This is a genomic window from Aureimonas ureilytica DSM 18598 = NBRC 106430, from assembly GCF_000382705.1.
Lineage (GTDB): Bacteria > Pseudomonadota > Alphaproteobacteria > Rhizobiales > Rhizobiaceae > Aureimonas > Aureimonas ureilytica.
In genome coordinates this window covers 100636-116341 of the sequence record NZ_ARQE01000011.1, presented here as the reverse complement: position 1 = coordinate 116341, position 15706 = coordinate 100636, and the positions used below count along the sequence as shown (strand labels likewise).

Sequence of the window (15706 nt, the reverse complement as noted above, 5' to 3'; positions counted from 1 at the left end):
TTGTCTTACGCGGAGCGCGCGCGGCCGAGCGGGAAGGGCATGTAGCCGACGAAGCCCGTCAGCTTCCACGCGCCGTCGATGCGGCTCGCGAAATAGAGCGTCTGCCAGCTCAGGACCTCGACGCCGCCGCCCTCCAGCGCCACCGTGCCGTCGAACTTCTTGTGCGCCACGGCCCGGTCGCCCGAAATGTCGATGTCGCGCAGGTTCGTCGCGCGGAACAGCGCCTCGCGCACCGGCTCGGCATAGCGCGTCAGCTTGGCGGCCTCGGCCTGCCGCAGCCACTCGTCGCGATAGGATTGGAGCGTCGGAAAGGCGAGGCGCCACGAATCGGGAATTTCCGACTTGTGCGCGTGAAGGCCGAAGAAGCGGTCATGGGCGAAGTCGCCGTCCACCATCGCCCAGTCGGCGGCGAGAAACGCGTCGATGTCGCGTTCCACCAGCATCTGCCAGAGCGCGTGGCGGTCGGTGTCGCCGGGCGGGAAGGGATTGTCGGTCGGGAGCATGGGACGATCCTTCAGCGCAGCCGGCCGCGCGCGTCGACGGGCACGATCTCCGTCTCGCCGCCGGGGTGAACGAGCACGACCTCGTCGAAGAGATTGGTGACGGGGCAGCAATGGTTGGGCAGGATGCGCACGCGCTCCCCGACCTCGGGCTTTCTCGCGCTGCCCGTCAGATCCAGCGTGCCGTGCTCTTCCGACAGGCCGACGAGCTTGGCGTCCGGGTATTCCAGAACCAGCCCGTAATCGGGCATTCCCAGAAGGTCGGAGGTCAGGGCCTTGGAGCCGGTGTCGAGAATGGCGCGGGTTTCTGTCGGGCGCGAGACGACGGTGGCGAGCACCGTGAGCGCGCAATCCTCGATTGAGCCGACGCCTTCCGCCACCTGAAAGCGGTCGAGATAGATGTAGGTCCCCGGCCGGTATTCGTTGGCCGCGCTGACCTCCGCCGCGCGCCAGAGATCGGGCGTGCCGCCGGTCGTCACCAGCGCGGGCGAGAGGCCGGCGGCTTCCAGCTGCCGCCGTGCCTCGGCGAGCCAGCGGTTGCTCGCCGCCGTGCCGCCCTTGGCCGGATAGGTCATGAGGCCGCCGAAGCGCAGGCCCTCGGCGGCATCGATCGATTTCGCCAGCGCCACCGCCGCTTCCGCGCTCTGGACGCCGCAGCGCCCGCCGCCCGTGTCGCATTCCACGAGAACCGTCAGCGGCTCGGCCTCGCTGCGGAAGGCCTCGGAGTAGCCCGCTATGGTCGCCTCGCTGTCGGCCGTCACCTTCAGCGTCACGCGCCGCGCCAGCGCCTTGAGGCGCTCGAGCTTCGAGGCGCCGAGAATGTTGTAGGGCAGGAGAATGTCGGTGATGCCGCCATCGGCCATGACCTCGGCCTCGCCGATCTTCTGGCAGGTGATGCCGGCCGCGCCGAGTTCCACCTGCCTTCGAGCGAAGCGCACGAGCTTGTGCGTCTTGATGTGGGGGCGCAGCGTCAGCCCGTTCTGGTCGGCATAGTCCTGCGCGCGCTTCAGGTTCGCTTCGGCCTTCGCCACGTCGATCAGAACGGCGGGCGTGTCGATATCGTCGAGCGTCATGGGGTCTTTCAGTCTCCGATCGGCAGCGCCGGGTCGGGCGCGGCATGGGTGTTGAGGTTCTGGCGAATGCGCCGCAACCCCTCGAACAAGCGCGGCCCGATCGCCTGCGCGGTGGCGAGCGCGAGAATGTCGACCAGCGCCAGAAAGGCGTAGCGGCCCGAACTCGGCTTGTAGAGATTGTTGTCCTCGCAAGAGGGCAGGAGGAGCGCGGCGTCGGCGCCGGCCGCCAGGGGCGAGCCCGGCGCGGTGATGGCGAGCGTGTCCGCGCCGTAGCCACGCGCGATCGCCGCCGCTTCCACGACGCTGCGCCCATGGCCGGACACCGAGAGCGCCAGAACCACCGTGCCCGGACCGGCGACGCTGGCGAGCATGCGCTGCATCTGCCCGTCGGATTCCGAGCGGATATCGAGTCCCAGCCGAAACAGTCGGTTCTCCAATTCGCGCGCCATCATGGACGAGGTGCCGCCCGAGCCGAGCGCGAGAATGCGGCGGCTGTTGGCGAGGCGCAGCGCCATGCGCTCCACGGTTTCGGCGTCGAGCCCGCTGCGCACCCGCGCGAGCGCCCCGGCCGCGCCGTCGCACACGACCTCCAGCGCATGGCCGCGCTCGGGCGCCGGCGCTTCTGCGTCCGCGCCGAGATAGGCCTCTCCCCGCGCCAGCGCCTGCGCCAGCCGGAACTTGAAATCCGCTGTGCCGGTGCAGCCGAGCGCCCTCGCAAAGCGCGTCACGGTCGGCTCCGACGTGCCGCAGCGCTCGGCGATCTCTGCGATGGAGCCGGTGGAGGCGAGGCGCGAATGGGCGAGCACGAAGGCCGCGAGGCGCTTTTCGAGCTTCGAGCCCGTCTCGGCCAGATCGCGCAGCCGCGCGATGACGTCGAAGCCGGGCGCGCCCGCGCCTCGGCGGGCCGGTGCCTTGGGTTGGCTTGCTGTCACGCCGCCAGGGCTCGCTCGACGCGCCGCCCGCTCGCTGCCTCGAAGAGGTGACAATGCTCGGGCGAAACGGCGAGCGGCAGGAGATCGCCGCGCTGCGCCGCGATCCGCTCGGCAAGGACGACGCGCACCGGCGTTTCGCCGATCGTGCCGAAGACATGCGTTTCGGCGCCCGTCGGCTCCACCACGCCGACCCGCAGGGGCAGGCCGCCCGTCTCCGCGCGGCGGAACCGCTCGGGCCGCACGCCGACGAGGAACTCCCCGCCATCGGGCGCCGGAAGCGGCAGGGCGGTGCCGTCCGGCATCGCGAGCCGCCCGTCGGCCCCGCGCCGCGCCGGCAGGAGGTTCATCGGCGGCGAGCCGAGAAAGCCGGCGACGAAGACATTGGCCGGCCGGTCGTAAAGCTCCAGCGGCGCGCCGACCTGCTCGATCCGTCCGGCATTCATCACCACGATCCGGTCCGCCATGGTCATGGCCTCGATCTGGTCGTGCGTGACATAGACGATGGTGGAGCCGAGCGTCTGGTGCAGCGCCTTGATCTCGGTGCGCATCTGCATCCGCAATTGCGCGTCGAGATTGGAGAGCGGCTCGTCGAACAGGAAAAGGTCCGGCTCGCGCATGATGGCGCGGCCCATGGCGACGCGCTGGCGCTGGCCGCCCGAGAGCTGCGCCGGCTTGCGGTCGAGATAGGGGCCGAGATTGAGGATGTCGGCGGCCTTCTTGAGCCTTTCCTCCGTACGCTTGGGATCGTCGCCGCGCACCTTCGGACCGTAGAGGATGTTCTCGCGCACGCTCATATGCGGAAACAGCGCGTAGGACTGGAACACCATCGCGATGTTGCGCTTCTGGGGCGCGATGTCGTTGGCGCGCTTGCCGCCGATGCGAAGCTCGCCCGACGTCACCGTGTCGAGCCCGGCGATCATGCGCAAGAGGGTCGACTTTCCGCAGCCGGACGGGCCGACGAGGACGATGAACTCGCCGTCGCGCACGTCGAGATCGAGCCCGTGCAGGATGTCGAGCGGTCCGTAACGCTTCTTGAGGGCGTGAAGGCTGAGTTCGGCCACGCGGCCTCCTTTAGGAAATGGCCTCGACGAAGGGCGGGTTGCCGGCGCCGAGCCCGGCGTCCACGGGCAGGGCGACGCCGGTGATGCCCGAGGCGGCGGGCGAGGCGAGGAAGGCCACGGCCTCCGCCACTTCCCGAGGGGTCACCATGCGGCGCAGCGGATAAAGCGGCGCGATGCGCCCCAGAAGATCGGGCTTCTCGGCGAAGCGATGGTCCCAGGCCGGCGTGCGCACCGAGCCGGGGCAGACGGCATTGGCCCGCACCCCGTCCGGCCCCGCTTCCACGGCGATGGCGCGCATATAGGCGAGAAGCCCGGCCTTGGCGGCGGCATAGGCGGGGTTGCCGTAATGCCCGAGCGCGTTGACGGAGGACACGAAGACGAAGGCGCCCGAGCCCCGCGCGCGCATGGCCGCCAGGATCGGCGTCGCCAGATCGCGCGGGCCGGTGAGGTTCACGGTCAGCTCGTGCCGCCACGCCGCGTCGTCCGTCGTCGCCAGCGTTTCGGCCCGCGTCCAGCCGGCGTTCGAGACGAAGACATCGGGCAGGCCCGCTTCCTCCATCACCCGCTCCGCCGCGTCCCGGCAGGCGGCGGGGTCGGCAAGGTCGAAGGCGAGCCGGAGCGTCACCGCCGGATGGTCGATCCGCTCCAGCGCCGGCCCGTCGAGATCGCACAGGACCAGCCGCGCGCCGGCCTCGCCGAAGCGCGCGATGAGCGCCGCGCCGATGCCGCCGCCGGCGCCGGTGATGAGAACGAGGGGAGAGGAGGCGTTCGACATGGCGGTCCGGATTTGGATCGTTCGGCGTGATGCTGTTCGCCAAAATGAAAAAAAGCAACGGGAAAAACTGAATGAGATGCCTAACGAATGGGCTTGCGAAAATTTTTTACATGGGAAACCATCGCCCCGTTTCGTCATCGGCAGGGGAACCGAACGATCGGTCCGCGCCGCGAAGGAGGATCGGTTTCCCATGCGCATCGCATCCCATTGGACCCCGCGCGCCGCGCGCCTCGCTCTTTCCGGCGTCGCGCTTCTGGCGCTGTCCGCAGCGGCCGAGGCCGGCACCGTGCGCGTCACGGTGGCCGAATATTCCGCCAAGACCGGCCCCTATTTCGAGAAGGTCGCCAAGGACTTCGAAGCCGCCCATCCCGGCACCGACATCCAGATCGAGGTCGTGCCCTGGGACAGCCTGCAGCAGAAGCTGACCACCGACATCTCGGCCGGCACCAATTCCGATCTCTCCATCATCGGCACCCGCTGGCTCCTCGACTTCGTGAGCCAAGGCATCGCCGAGCCGCTCGACGGCTACATGGACCAGGCCTTCAAGGACCGCTTCATCCCGACCTTCCTCACCCCTTCCGTGATGGAGGGCAAGACCTACGGCCTGCCGATCGCGGCCTCGGCCCGCGCCATGTATTACAACAAGGACCTCTTCCAGAAGGCCGGCGTCGCCGAGGCGCCCAAGACCTGGGCTGAACTGGAGGAGGCCGCCAAGAAGATTTCCGCGCTCGGTGATGGCGTCTACGGGTTCGGCCTGCAGGGCAAGGAAATCGAGACCGACGTCTATTACTATTACGGCATGTGGTCCTACGGATCGGAGATCGTGAAGGACGGCAAATCCGGCCTGTCCTCGCCTGAAGCCGCCGAGGCCGCCAAGCTCTACAAGCGCATGATCGACGAGAAGGCGACCCAGCCGGGCGTCACGTCCTATTCGCGCGAGGACGTGCAGAACCTCTTCAAGCAGGGCAAGCTCGGCATGGTCATCACCGCGCCCTTCCTGTCCAACCAGATCCGCGACGAGGCGCCGAACCTCCAATACGGCGTCACCGCCATCCCGGCCGGCCCGACCGGCGACAAGGGCACCTATGGCGTGACCGATTCGATCATCCTGTTCCAGAACTCCAAGAACAAGGACGAGGCCTTCCAATTCCTCGACTACCTGTTCCAGACCCCGCAGCGCGTCGCCTTCACCGTCAACGAAGGCTTCCTGCCCGTCGAGAAGGAAGAGGCCGAGGACAAGCACTTCACCGACAGCGCCGATCTCAAGGTCTTCACCAGCCTCCTGCCGGACGCCCGCTTCGCGCCCGTCATCCCCGGCTGGGAGGAAATCGCCGACCTCACCTCCAACGCCCTCCAGAGCATCTATCTCGGCAAGGAAGAGGTCGAGCCCGCGCTGAAGGCCGCCGCCGAAAAGGCGGACGCGATCTTGAAGCAGTAGGTGTGTGATCGCGGGGGACGCGGTCCCCCGCACCCCCTGCCAAGGGCCGAGGCCCCTGGACCCCATTTTCTTTTGAGCATGTGTCCGAGATCGGGCGGGGCCGCTGGCCCCGCCCGATCTCGGAAAAGGTCCCAAAGGAAAGCGGGGGCTCCGGGGCGTCAGGCCCCGGGCGGGGCACGGGGCGGCAGCCCCGCCAGTCTCATGCCCACAGCCTCAAGGATCGCCCATGACCGCCGAGCGGCCCGTCTTGCCCTATCTGATGATCGCGCCGAGCCTCCTGCTGGCCTTGGCGATCGTCGTGTGGCCGATCGTGGAACTGTCGGAGATCGCGAGCCACAGCGTGAACCGCTTCGGGCAATTGCGCGATTTCGTCGGGCTGGCGAATTTCGAGGCGCTGTGGAACGACCCGAACTTCATCGCCAGCCTCTGGCGAACGCTGGTCTGGACGGTGTGCGTGGTCGGCGGCGCCTTGTTGACGGCGATCCCGGTGTCGCTGGTCTTGAACGAGGATTTTCACGGGCGCGGGCTGGCGCGGGTGCTGGTCATGCTGCCCTGGGCGGTGTCGCTGACGATGACGGCCATCGTCTGGCGCTGGGCGCTGTCGGGCGAAAGCGGCATGTTGAATTCGGCGCTGATGGGCCTGGGGATCATCGGCACCAACATCCAGTGGCTGGCGGATGCGTCCACCGCTTTCCCCATGCAGATCTTCATCGCCATCATCGTGACCGTGCCCTTCACGGTGACGATCCTGCTCGGCGGATTGTCGGCGATCCCCGACGATCTCTACGAGGCGGCGGCGCTGGAGGGGGCGGGGCGCTGGACGATGTTCCGCACGATCACGCTTCCCTTGCTGAAGCCTTTCCTGAATATCGCGATGATCCTGAACACGATCTACGTGTTCAACTCCTTCCCGATCATCTGGGCGACGACGCAGGGCGGGCCGGCCAATTCGACCGATATTCTCGTCACCTATCTCTACAAGATGGGCTTCCGGCTCGGAAAGCTCGGCGAGGCCTCGGCCGTGTCGCTGGTGATGTTCGCGATCCTGCTCGTGTTCACGCTGATCTATGTCCGGCTGTCGATGCGGCGGGAGGCGTGAGATGGGCTCGAAGCTGAAGCGCAGCCTCGTCTGCTGGCTGATCCTCCTGCCTTTCGTCGTGGCGGGCCTGTTTCCCTTCGCGGTCATGGCGATCACGGCGCTGAAGACGCCGGACGAGGTGCTGAACCCGACCTGGTGGCCCTCGCGGCTCGCCTTCGAGAATTTCGTGACCATGTGGCAGGCGACGAATTTCGGGCCGGCGCTCCTGAATTCGCTGATCGTCTCTGTGGTCTCGACGCTGGTCGCGCTCGTGGTCTCGATCCCGGCGGCCTATGCGCTCGGCCGGTTCCGCTTCGCCGGGCAGGGGGCGTTCCGGGTCTTTTTGATCGTGACGCAGATGCTCTCGCCCATCGTGCTCGTCATCGGCCTGTTCCGGCTCGTGGCCTGGGCCGGGCTGATCGACAATGTGAGCGCGGTCGCCTTCGTCTACGGCGCGTTCAACATCGCCTTCACGGTCTGGATGCTCCAGAGCTATTTCGCGACCATCCCGCGCGATCTCGAGGAAGCGGCCTGGATGGAAGGCGCGAGCCGCTGGCGAACGCTGGTCTCGGTCTTCCTGCCGCTTGCCGTGCCGGCCATCGTGGTCACGGCGATCTTCGCCTTCATCAACGCCTGGAACGAGTTCGTGATCGCGCTGACCATGCTGCGCACGCAGGACAGCTACACGCTGCCGATCCAGATCTTCTCGCTGGTGGCGGGGCGCTACACGGTGGAATGGCACCATGTCATGGCGGCGACCTTCGTCGCGACCATTCCCGTGGCCATCGCCTTCGCCTGGCTGCAACGCTATCTCGTGCGCGGATTGTCGGTCGGAGCGGTGAAGTGAGGACAAGACGATGAGCGAGGCGGCGACCATCACCCTCATGCGGCGTGAGACCGAGGAAGCGGCGGAGGTCGTCGCGCGGCTTCTGGAGCGGGAAGGCCAAGCCATCGCCGATCTCGGCCGGCGCTTGCGCATGATGCCGCCGGCTGCCATCGTCACCTGCGCGCGCGGCTCGTCGGACCATGCGGCGAGCTATCTGAAATACGCGGTGGAAATGTCCTGCGGCCTGCCGGTCGCATCGGTCGGCCCCTCCATCGCCTCGGTCTACGGCGCGCAGTTGCGCCTGCCGGGCGGCGTCGTTCTCACCATTTCGCAGTCGGGCCAGAGCCCGGACATCCTGGCGCTCCAGGCCAATGCCCGGCGCGGCGGCGCGCTGGCGGTCGCACTTCTGAACGTCACCGACTCGCCGCTGGCCGAGGGCGCCGACATCGTGATTCCGCTTCATGCCGGCGAGGAGCGCAGCGTCGCGGCGACCAAAAGCTTCATCGCCTCGGTCGCGGCGGCCGCCGCCATCACGGCGGTCTGGAGCGGCGACGAGGCCCTGGAGCGCGCGGTGCGCGATCTGCCGGCCGCGATCTCGCGCAGCGCGCGGATGGACTGGACGCCGGCGCTGGAGCAACTGACGGAAGCCCGCTCGCTGTTCACGGTCGGTCGCGGCCCGGCCTTCGCCATCGCGCTGGAAGCGGCGCTGAAATGCAAGGAAACCGCCGGGCTCCATGCCGAAGCCTTCTCGGCGGCCGAAGTCGCGCACGGTCCGATGCAGATCGTCGGGCCGGACGTGCCGGTTCTGGCCTTCGTGCCGGAGGATGCGGCGGCGGCTTCGACGCTTGAATCGCTGGAGCGGCTGCGCGGCTTCGGCGGCACGGTTCTGTCGGTCGGCGAGGGGCGCGACTTGCCCTGCGTCGCGACCGGCCATGGGCTGACCGACCCGATCCCGATGATCGCCGCCTTCTATTCCATGGCCGAAGCGCTGGCGCGCCGACGCGGCCACGACCCCGATCGCCCCGCCAAGCTGCGCAAGGTCACGGAAACGCTGTGATCGGTGCGGGAGAGGTGCGCCGCCTCGAGGTCTGCGTGGACGATCCGGCGGGCCTGGAGGCCGCGATCCGGGGCGGGGCCGATCGCATCGAATTGTGCTCGGCGCTGGCGCTCGGCGGGCTGACGCCCTCGCTTGGCTTCATGCGACTGGCGCGCGCGCTGCCGGTTCCCGCCTATGCGATGATCCGCCCGCGCGCCGGCGACTTCTGCTTTTCGCCGCGCGAGGCGGACCTCATGGTGCGCGACATCGCCGCCGTCCGGGAGGCAGGGCTGGCGGGCGTGGTGCTGGGGGCGGGTCGCGCCGACGGGCGGCTCGATCTCCGGCTTCTGGAACGGCTCCTGCGGGCGGCGGACGGGCTCGGCACGACGCTGCACCGCGCCTTCGATTTGGCGGGACCGGCTTTCGAGGCGGCGCTGGAAGAGGCGATCCGGCTCGGCTTCGAGCGGGTGCTGACCTCGGGCGGCGCGCGCACGGCGCCGGAGGGCCTGCCCGTGCTCGCCCGGCTGATGGAGCGCGCGGAAGGGCGCATTACCGTGATGCCGGGATCGGGCATCACGCCCCAGACGCTGCCGGCGCTTCTCTCGCGCCTGCCGATCGTGGAGGTCCACGCCTCCTGCGCGCTGCCGGTTCCCGTGCGCAGCCCCGCGGCCGAGCGGCTCGGGTTTTGCGATGCCGGCGAGCGGCGCACCGACGAGGCGGTGGTGCGCGCGCTGAAGGCCTTGCTTTAACTCTCTAATTTGGTCGCATTATCCGACGTCAAAGCGTATCCGCTTTGCCTGGAACTGCTTCAGTTCAACCGAGCTCCGCCATCGGCGGCGAAGAGATGGAGATGATCGCCGGCCAGGCGCAGCGGCACCGTGTCGCCGGCGCGCAAGGAACTGACGCCGGGCACGAAGGCCTTCATCGCGATGCCGTTCAGGTCGCAATGGACGATCGTGCCCATGCCGGTCGGCTCGACGAGTTCCACCGGGCATTCGAGGTTCGAACCCGCCGCGTCCGCGCCGATCAGGACATGCTCGGGGCGCACGCCGAGCGTCAGCGGCGTGCCGTCGAGAACCGCGACGGTCGAGGGAAGCGGAATGCGGCGCGTCCCCCCAAGGTCGAGAAAGGCCACATCGCCCGTCTGGCGCACGCGCCCTTCCAGGAAGTTCATGGCGGGNGAGCCGATGAAGCCGGCGACGAAGCGATTGGCGGGGCGCTCGTAGAGATCGAGCGGCGAACCGATCTGCTGGATTTCGCCCCCTTCCATGGCGACGATCCGGTCAGCCAGCGTCATCGCCTCGATCTGGTCATGCGTGACGTAGATCGAGGTGGCGTTCAGCGACTGGTGCAGCTTCTTGATCTCGGCGCGCATGTGCTCGCGCAGGCGCGCGTCCAGATTGGAGAGCGGCTCGTCGAACAGGAACGCCTGCGGCTGGCGCACGATGGCGCGGCCCATGGCAACGCGCTGGCGCTGCCCGCCCGACAGCGCCTTGGGGCGGCGGTCGATCAGCTTCGACAGGCCGAGCTTTTCGGCCGCGCCTGAGACGGCCGAGGCGATGCGCTCCTTCGGCGTCTTCTTGAGGCGAAGCGCGTAGCTCATGTTTCCGGCGACGCTCATATGCGGGTAGAGCGCGTAGGACTGGAACACCATGGCGAGGTTCCGGTCTTTCGGCGGCAGTTCGTTGACGCGCTGGCCGGCAATGGCGATCTCGCCACCCGTCACCTCTTCGAGGCCCGCGATCATGCGAAGAAGCGTGGACTTGCCGCAGCCGGACGGGCCGACCAGAACGATGAACTCGCCGGAGCGGATGGAGAGGTCGACCGAGCGCAGGATGGTGAGCGGGCCAAAGGCCTTGTGGACGGAGCGGATGTCGATGGCAGCCATGACGAGACCTTTCAGCCCTTGACCGCGCCGGCCGTCAGGCCCTGCACGAGGAAACGCTGGATGAGAAGGAAGAACAGGACGGCGGGGATGAGCGCGAGCACGCCGGCCGCCATCATCTGCCCGAAATCGACGCCGAACTTCGACACGAAGGACAGGAGCCCGACCGGGAAGGTGGAGGCGTCCACCTTCGACACGAGCATCAGCGCGAAGAGAAGCTCGCTCCAGGCGGCGGTGAAGACGAAGCCGAGCGTCGCGGCCATGCCGGGCAGGGTGAGCGGCACGATGATCTCGCGAAAGGCCTGAAACCGGCTCGCCCCGTCGATCTGCGCGGCCTCTTCCAAATCCTTCGGAATGCCGTCGAAGAAGCTCTGCATCAGGAAGATGGCGAAGGGCACGTTGAAGGCGGTGTAGACGACGATCAGGCCGGTCAGCGAATTGGTGAGGCCGAGCGGCGAGAGCATCTTGAAGATCGGCGCGATGAGCATGACCAGCGGGAACATCTGCGTCACCAAGAGGAGCCCCGTCATCCAGAGCTTGCCGCGAAACTCGAAGCGCGAGAACGCATAGCCGCCGAAGGCCGCGATGAGGGTCACGATCGCCGCCGTCGAGAGCGACACGATCAGGCTGTTGCGGAAGAAGAGCGGGAAGTTCGAGTTCTCCAGAACGAAGCGGAAATGCTCGAAGCTCGTGCGCGAGGGCCATAGGCGGACCCCCTCGGAATACATGAGGTCGTTCGGCGTCACCGAGACCTTCACCAGCCAGAAGAGCGGAAACAGCGCGAAGGCGATGAAGGCGAGGATCGCGAGGCGATGGGCGATCGTGCCAAGGGGGAGGGCGCGGCGCATGGGGTCAGCCCTTCCGCAGGAGCATCTGGCGCAGCGACACCAGCGCGAGGGAATAAAGGAGGAGAAGCGCCAAGAGCACCAGCGAGATCGCCGAGGCATAGCCGAAATCGAGCTTCCGGAAGGCGGTGGTGAAGATGTAGCTCGCCACGATCTGCGTCCGGTCGGCCGGGCCCCCGCCCGTCATGACGACGATGAGATCGGCAAAATTGGCGACCCAGACGGTGCGCAGGAGAATGGTGATCGCCATGGTCGGCGCGAGGAAGGGCAGCGTGATCGAGAAGAATTGCTGCACGGGATTGGCGCCGTCGATCGAGGCCGCCTCGTAGATGTCGCGCGGGATCGACTGGAGCGCGGCCAGCATGGTGATGGCGAAGAAGGGAATGCCCCACCAGACATTGGCGATGATCGGGCCGATCAGCGCGAGGTTCGGATCAGCAAGGATGTTGGTCGGCGCGTCCATGATCCCGAGCGCCACCAGCCAATGCGGGATCGGACCGACCACGGGATTAAACAGCCAGGCCCAGTTGAGGCCGGAGAGAAAGGTCGGCACGGCCCAGGGGAGGAAGCAGAGCGCCTGCGCGAGGCCGCGGCCCGTGAAGGGCCGGTTCAGAAGCAGCGCCAGCGTCAGCCCGAGCACGAACTGAAGAAGCACCGAGACCGACGTCCAGACCAGCGTGTTGTGGAGCGCCAGCCAGAAATTGCGGTCGGTCCAGAGCGCGTTGAAATGCTTCAGGCCCACGAAGCCGCCGCTGAACGGGTTGAGCAGGCGCATGTCGCGAAAGGCGTAGGACACGCCGATCGTGAGCGGCACGAGCATCACGGCCAGGATCAGGATCAGCGCCGGCGCGCTGTAGAGATAGGGTTCGGCGGCTTGGAGAAAGCGCTGGCCCGGCGTGCGGCGGTCCCTCGGTGGGGCGAGGCTGGCGGCGGTGCTGGTCAAGTCTGGTCATCCCTTCGGGGAGGGGTGAAGGAGGCGCGGCGGCGCGAAAGCCGCCGCCGCGCGACGCGAGTTACTGGCCCTTGGTGGCGAGGTAGGTCTGCTGGGCCGTGGTGAGGTAGTCGGCCCATTCCCGGGCCATTTCCTCCGGCGTGATCTCGCCGAGCAGCGCGCGCTGCGAGGAGGCCGGCACGAGGCTGTCCTTGAAGAAGGCGAATTCCTCGAGATAGCTCGGCAGCGAGGTCGGGACGGTGTTGGCGTCCTTCAGCTCGTCGAACCAGCCCTTGAACTTGTCGCCGGCATAGAACGGATCGTTCTCGGCGGATTTGAGCGCCGGCAGCGCGCCGGTCTTCTTGTTCCAGGCGACGTTGCCCTCGGTGCCCTGCAGCGTCTCGATCAGCTTCCAGGCCAGATCCTTGTTCTCGGAGGTCTGGAACATCGACCAGCCGGCATAGCCGATCACCGGAAACGCCTTGCCGGCCTCGCCCTTGGGCAGCGGCACGACGCCGTAGTCTTCCGGCTTCATGCGCTCGGAAATCGCGATCAGCGCGTCCGGGTCCTGGTTCAGCATGGCGCAGGTGCCGGAATAGAAGCCCGCCACCGTCTCGTTGAAGCCCCAGGAGATGGAGTCCTTCGGGGCGAGGCCCTTCTTGTAGTAGTCGATGAACCAGGCGAGGCCCTTCACCTTGTCCGGATCGGAGAAGGTGGACGTGCCGTCGTCCTTGAAGAAGGTGTTGTTGCCGGCGATGGCGTTCATGAACACCGTCCAGTCGTTCAGGCCGCCGCGCGCGCCGCGCAGGCAGTAGCCGTACTTGCCAGGCAGCTTGGAGACCTTCTCGGAGGCCGCCTGGAACTCGGCGATGGTCTGCGGCGGGCCTTCGACGCCGGCCTCGGCGAAAAGCTTCTTGTTGTAGAACATGGCGCCGAGATAGAAGCCGTAGGGCAGCATATAGGCGGTCTTGCCGTCCACCTGCCGGCCAAATTCCAGCGCGCGGTCGTTGAGATCGGCCGTGCCCTGCCACTTGGCGAGATAGGGCTCGAGGCTCTCCAGCGCGCCGTTCTTGGCATAGAGCGCGACCCAGGTGTCCGGCATTTCCATGACGTCGGGCGTTTCGCCGGCCGAGACCATGGTCGCGAACTTCTCGAAGGCTTCGCCCCAGGGCAGCGAGGTGATCTCGACCTTGGTGCCGGGGTTCGCCTGCTCGAACTTCGCGACGATCTCCTTCAAGGTCTCGGTGCGCGACGGGCTGGTGATGACCTCGACGAGCTTCAGCGTCGTGTCGGCCATCGCCGTTCCCGACAGGAGAAACGAGGCGAGGGACGCGGTGAGGATGGTGCGTTTCATGTCTTCTGTGTCTCCCGTGTTGGATGGATCGAGGTCAGGCGGCGAGCGCGGCGGCGACGGCCGCGTCGAGATCGGCCCGCAGCGCGCCCGCGCCTTCGAGGCCGACATGAAGGCGAACCGAGCGCGGCGAGATGCCGAAGGCATGGCCGGAATTCGGCCCCTGGTTCTGCGACAGGACGACCTGCCCCGGAACGCAGAGGCTTTCATGCCCGCCCCAGGACACGCCGAGCTTGAAGAGCTTCAGCGTGTCGGCAAAGCGCGGCACGTTCACGCCGTCCTTGAAGGTGAAGGAGAAGAGGCCGGACGTGCCCGTGAGCCCCGCCGGCAGCGCGTTGGCGAGCGCGGGATGCTGGACGGATTCCACGCAATCCATCGCCTTCAGGTGATGGGCGACGGCGAGCGCATCCGCTTCGTGCGCCCGCATGCGGATCGGCAGGGTGCGAAGGCCGCGGATCAGGAGCCAGGCGTCGAACGGGGAAAGCTTGCCACCGAGATAGGGATAGGTCTGCGCGCGGATTTCGCGGATCATCGCCTTGGAGCCGGCGACGACGCCCGCCACGACGTCGGAATGGCCGCCGAGATATTTCGAGGCCGAGTGGATCACGAGATCGACACCCAGCGAAATGGGCTGCTGAAAGACCGGCGTCGCCCAGCTATTGTCGATCATGGTAAGGACGCCGTGCTGTTTGGCGAGCGCCGCCAGCGCGCCGACATCGTGCGCTTCCATCACCCAGCTCGTCGGGCTTTCCATGTAGAAGAGCTTGGCGCCGGGCAGTGCCTTGGCGACGGCTTCCTCGTCGCGCCCGTCGACATAGGTCACTTCGATGCGCATGCGCTTCAGGAGGATTTCGAACAGGCGGTAGGCGTCCGGATAGACATGGCGCACCGCGACGATCCGGTCCCCCGGCTCGGCGAAGGCCAGAACCGCCGAGGAAATGGCCGCCATGCCGCTCGCGAACCCCATCGCGTCTTCGGCGCCTTCCATGGCCGCGAGCTTTTCCTCGAACAGGCGCACGGTCGGGTTGAGGCCCCGCGTGTAGGTCGGGCGGACGCGCTGGCCGAGATAAGTCTCCTCCATCTCGGCGAAGGAGTTGAACGTGAAGAGCGAGGTCTGCGCGATCGGCGGCACCACGGCGTCGAAGGCGTGGCGCTCGTCATGGGCCGCGATCAGCGAGAAAGGGTCGAGCCCGGCGGTGTCGTTCATTGCGACATGTCCTTGATGTCCTCCTCGACGATGTCGAGAATGGCGAGGGTCTTTTCCCGCGCGAGGCCGGGATCGCGCGCGGCGATCGCGTCGAACATCTCGCGGTGAAGGGGGAAGGAGCGGCCGGCGAAATCCGGCCGGTCGAAGGGCTTGGCGAAGAAGCGCTCGAAGGCTTCGCGCATCTGCTCCAGAAGCTGGCGAAACAGCGGGTTCTGCGCCGCATCGTAGATCGACAGGTGGAAGAGAAGGTCTTCCGGACCGGCCGTGCCGTTCTGGATGTGCACGCGCTCCATCTCGACGAGGCGCTCCTCCATGCGGGCGAGATCGTCCGGCGTGTGCCGGATGGCGGCGAGCGCGCTGGCTTCGGCCTCCAGCCCACGGCGGATGTCGAGCGTCTGAAGCAAGGCCTCGCGCAGGCCCGTCGCGGTGATCGACAAGGGCATGTGGACGGTCGCGGCGGAAAGCGGGCGCAGGAGATAGGAGCCGCTCCCCTTGCGGGTTTCCACGACGCCCAGCGCCTGAAGCTGGCGCGCCGCCTCGCGGATCGTGGAGCGTCCGACGCCCAGCGCCTGCATCAACTCGCGCTCGGCCGGCAGACGGTCGCCCACCTTCAGGCCCGATCCTTCGATGAAACGGCCGAGCGCGTCCAGCGTGTCGCGCAGCCGATCCATCGGGGGAAGGGGAGAAAGACCGTCCAAGTCGACCACCAAAACCGTAGGGAATTGGTCTGACATCTTACGGCCTCGGAGACCGTGGTCAATCCTTATT

Annotated in this window: 16 protein-coding genes; 5 read left to right on the top strand and 11 right to left on the bottom strand. The window is 67.4% G+C overall.

Translation table 11 applies throughout. The features are described 5' to 3' along the window. Positions 1 to 5: 5 nt before the first annotated feature. From B146_RS0120165 to B146_RS0120145, 5 genes are read right to left on the bottom strand one after another with little or no spacing between them, the layout of a single operon-like run. Complete coding sequence (locus B146_RS0120165; protein WP_019998295.1) at positions 6 to 503, bottom strand: hypothetical protein; 498 nt, start codon at positions 501 to 503, stop codon at positions 6 to 8. 11 nt (positions 504 to 514) lie between these two features. After that, on the bottom strand, positions 515 to 1573 hold the full coding sequence (locus tag B146_RS0120160) for a D-TA family PLP-dependent enzyme (protein ID WP_019998294.1): 1059 nt from the start codon (positions 1571 to 1573) through the stop codon (positions 515 to 517). 8 nt (positions 1574 to 1581) lie between these two features. Further along, entirely contained in the window at positions 1582 to 2505 is a 924-nt protein-coding gene (locus B146_RS0120155; RefSeq protein WP_019998293.1) for a MurR/RpiR family transcriptional regulator, read from the bottom strand. Beyond that, the gene (locus B146_RS0120150; protein WP_019998292.1) at positions 2502 to 3566 is read right to left on the bottom strand and encodes an ABC transporter ATP-binding protein; all 1065 of its coding nucleotides are present in this window, start codon (positions 3564 to 3566) and stop codon (positions 2502 to 2504) included. The genes B146_RS0120155 and B146_RS0120150 overlap by 4 nt, the downstream gene beginning before the upstream one ends. Positions 3567 to 3576: 10 nt before the next feature. After that, complete coding sequence (locus B146_RS0120145) at positions 3577 to 4341, bottom strand: SDR family oxidoreductase (RefSeq protein ID WP_019998291.1); 765 nt, start codon at positions 4339 to 4341, stop codon at positions 3577 to 3579. A gap of 190 nt (positions 4342 to 4531) precedes the next feature. On the opposite strand from B146_RS0120145, the gene B146_RS0120140 reads away from it, so the two are divergent. The 5 genes from B146_RS0120140 (at position 4532) to B146_RS0120120 (ending at position 9468) form a co-directional block, all read left to right on the top strand. After that, positions 4532 to 5779, top strand: a complete 1248-nt coding sequence (locus tag B146_RS0120140; protein WP_019998290.1) for an ABC transporter substrate-binding protein — start codon at positions 4532 to 4534, stop codon at positions 5777 to 5779. 226 nt (positions 5780 to 6005) lie between these two features. Continuing rightward, the gene (locus B146_RS0120135; protein WP_019998289.1) at positions 6006 to 6878 is read left to right on the top strand and encodes a carbohydrate ABC transporter permease; all 873 of its coding nucleotides are present in this window, start codon (positions 6006 to 6008) and stop codon (positions 6876 to 6878) included. Between the two features lies 1 nt (position 6879). Then, the gene (locus B146_RS0120130; RefSeq protein WP_019998288.1) at positions 6880 to 7704 is read left to right on the top strand and encodes a carbohydrate ABC transporter permease; all 825 of its coding nucleotides are present in this window, start codon (positions 6880 to 6882) and stop codon (positions 7702 to 7704) included. A 10-nt stretch (positions 7705 to 7714) separates the two neighbouring features. After that, complete coding sequence (locus tag B146_RS0120125) at positions 7715 to 8740, top strand: SIS domain-containing protein (protein ID WP_019998287.1); 1026 nt, start codon at positions 7715 to 7717, stop codon at positions 8738 to 8740. After that, entirely contained in the window at positions 8737 to 9468 is a 732-nt protein-coding gene (locus B146_RS0120120) for a copper homeostasis protein CutC (RefSeq protein WP_019998286.1), read from the top strand. The genes B146_RS0120125 and B146_RS0120120 overlap by 4 nt, the downstream gene beginning before the upstream one ends. A gap of 59 nt (positions 9469 to 9527) precedes the next feature. Here the strand turns inward: B146_RS0120120 and B146_RS0120115 are convergent, their stop codons facing one another. From B146_RS0120115 to B146_RS0120090, 6 genes are all read right to left on the bottom strand, one after another. Next, positions 9528 to 10607 carry an ABC transporter ATP-binding protein gene (locus B146_RS0120115; protein ID WP_019998285.1) on the bottom strand — a complete coding sequence of 360 codons (1080 nt, stop codon included), beginning with the start codon at positions 10605 to 10607 and terminating at the stop codon, positions 9528 to 9530. Positions 10608 to 10618: 11 nt separating this feature from the next. Next, positions 10619 to 11452 (bottom strand): carbohydrate ABC transporter permease, encoded by an 834-nt coding sequence (locus B146_RS0120110; RefSeq protein ID WP_019998284.1) that lies wholly within the window; start codon positions 11450 to 11452, stop codon positions 10619 to 10621. Between the two features lie 4 nt (positions 11453 to 11456). Beyond that, the gene (locus tag B146_RS0120105; protein ID WP_019998283.1) at positions 11457 to 12392 is read right to left on the bottom strand and encodes a carbohydrate ABC transporter permease; all 936 of its coding nucleotides are present in this window, start codon (positions 12390 to 12392) and stop codon (positions 11457 to 11459) included. Between the two features lie 70 nt (positions 12393 to 12462). Continuing rightward, entirely contained in the window at positions 12463 to 13734 is a 1272-nt protein-coding gene (locus B146_RS0120100) for an ABC transporter substrate-binding protein (protein ID WP_026358791.1), read from the bottom strand. Positions 13735 to 13768: 34 nt separating this feature from the next. Beyond that, positions 13769 to 14938, bottom strand: coding sequence for a PLP-dependent transferase (locus B146_RS0120095; protein ID WP_019998281.1), 1170 nt, complete (start codon positions 14936 to 14938; stop codon positions 13769 to 13771). Beyond that, positions 14935 to 15609, bottom strand: a complete 675-nt coding sequence (locus B146_RS0120090) for a FadR/GntR family transcriptional regulator (RefSeq protein ID WP_019998280.1) — start codon at positions 15607 to 15609, stop codon at positions 14935 to 14937. Before B146_RS0120090 ends, B146_RS0120095 begins: the two co-directional genes overlap by 4 nt. Between the last annotated feature and the right edge of the window lie 97 nt (positions 15610 to 15706).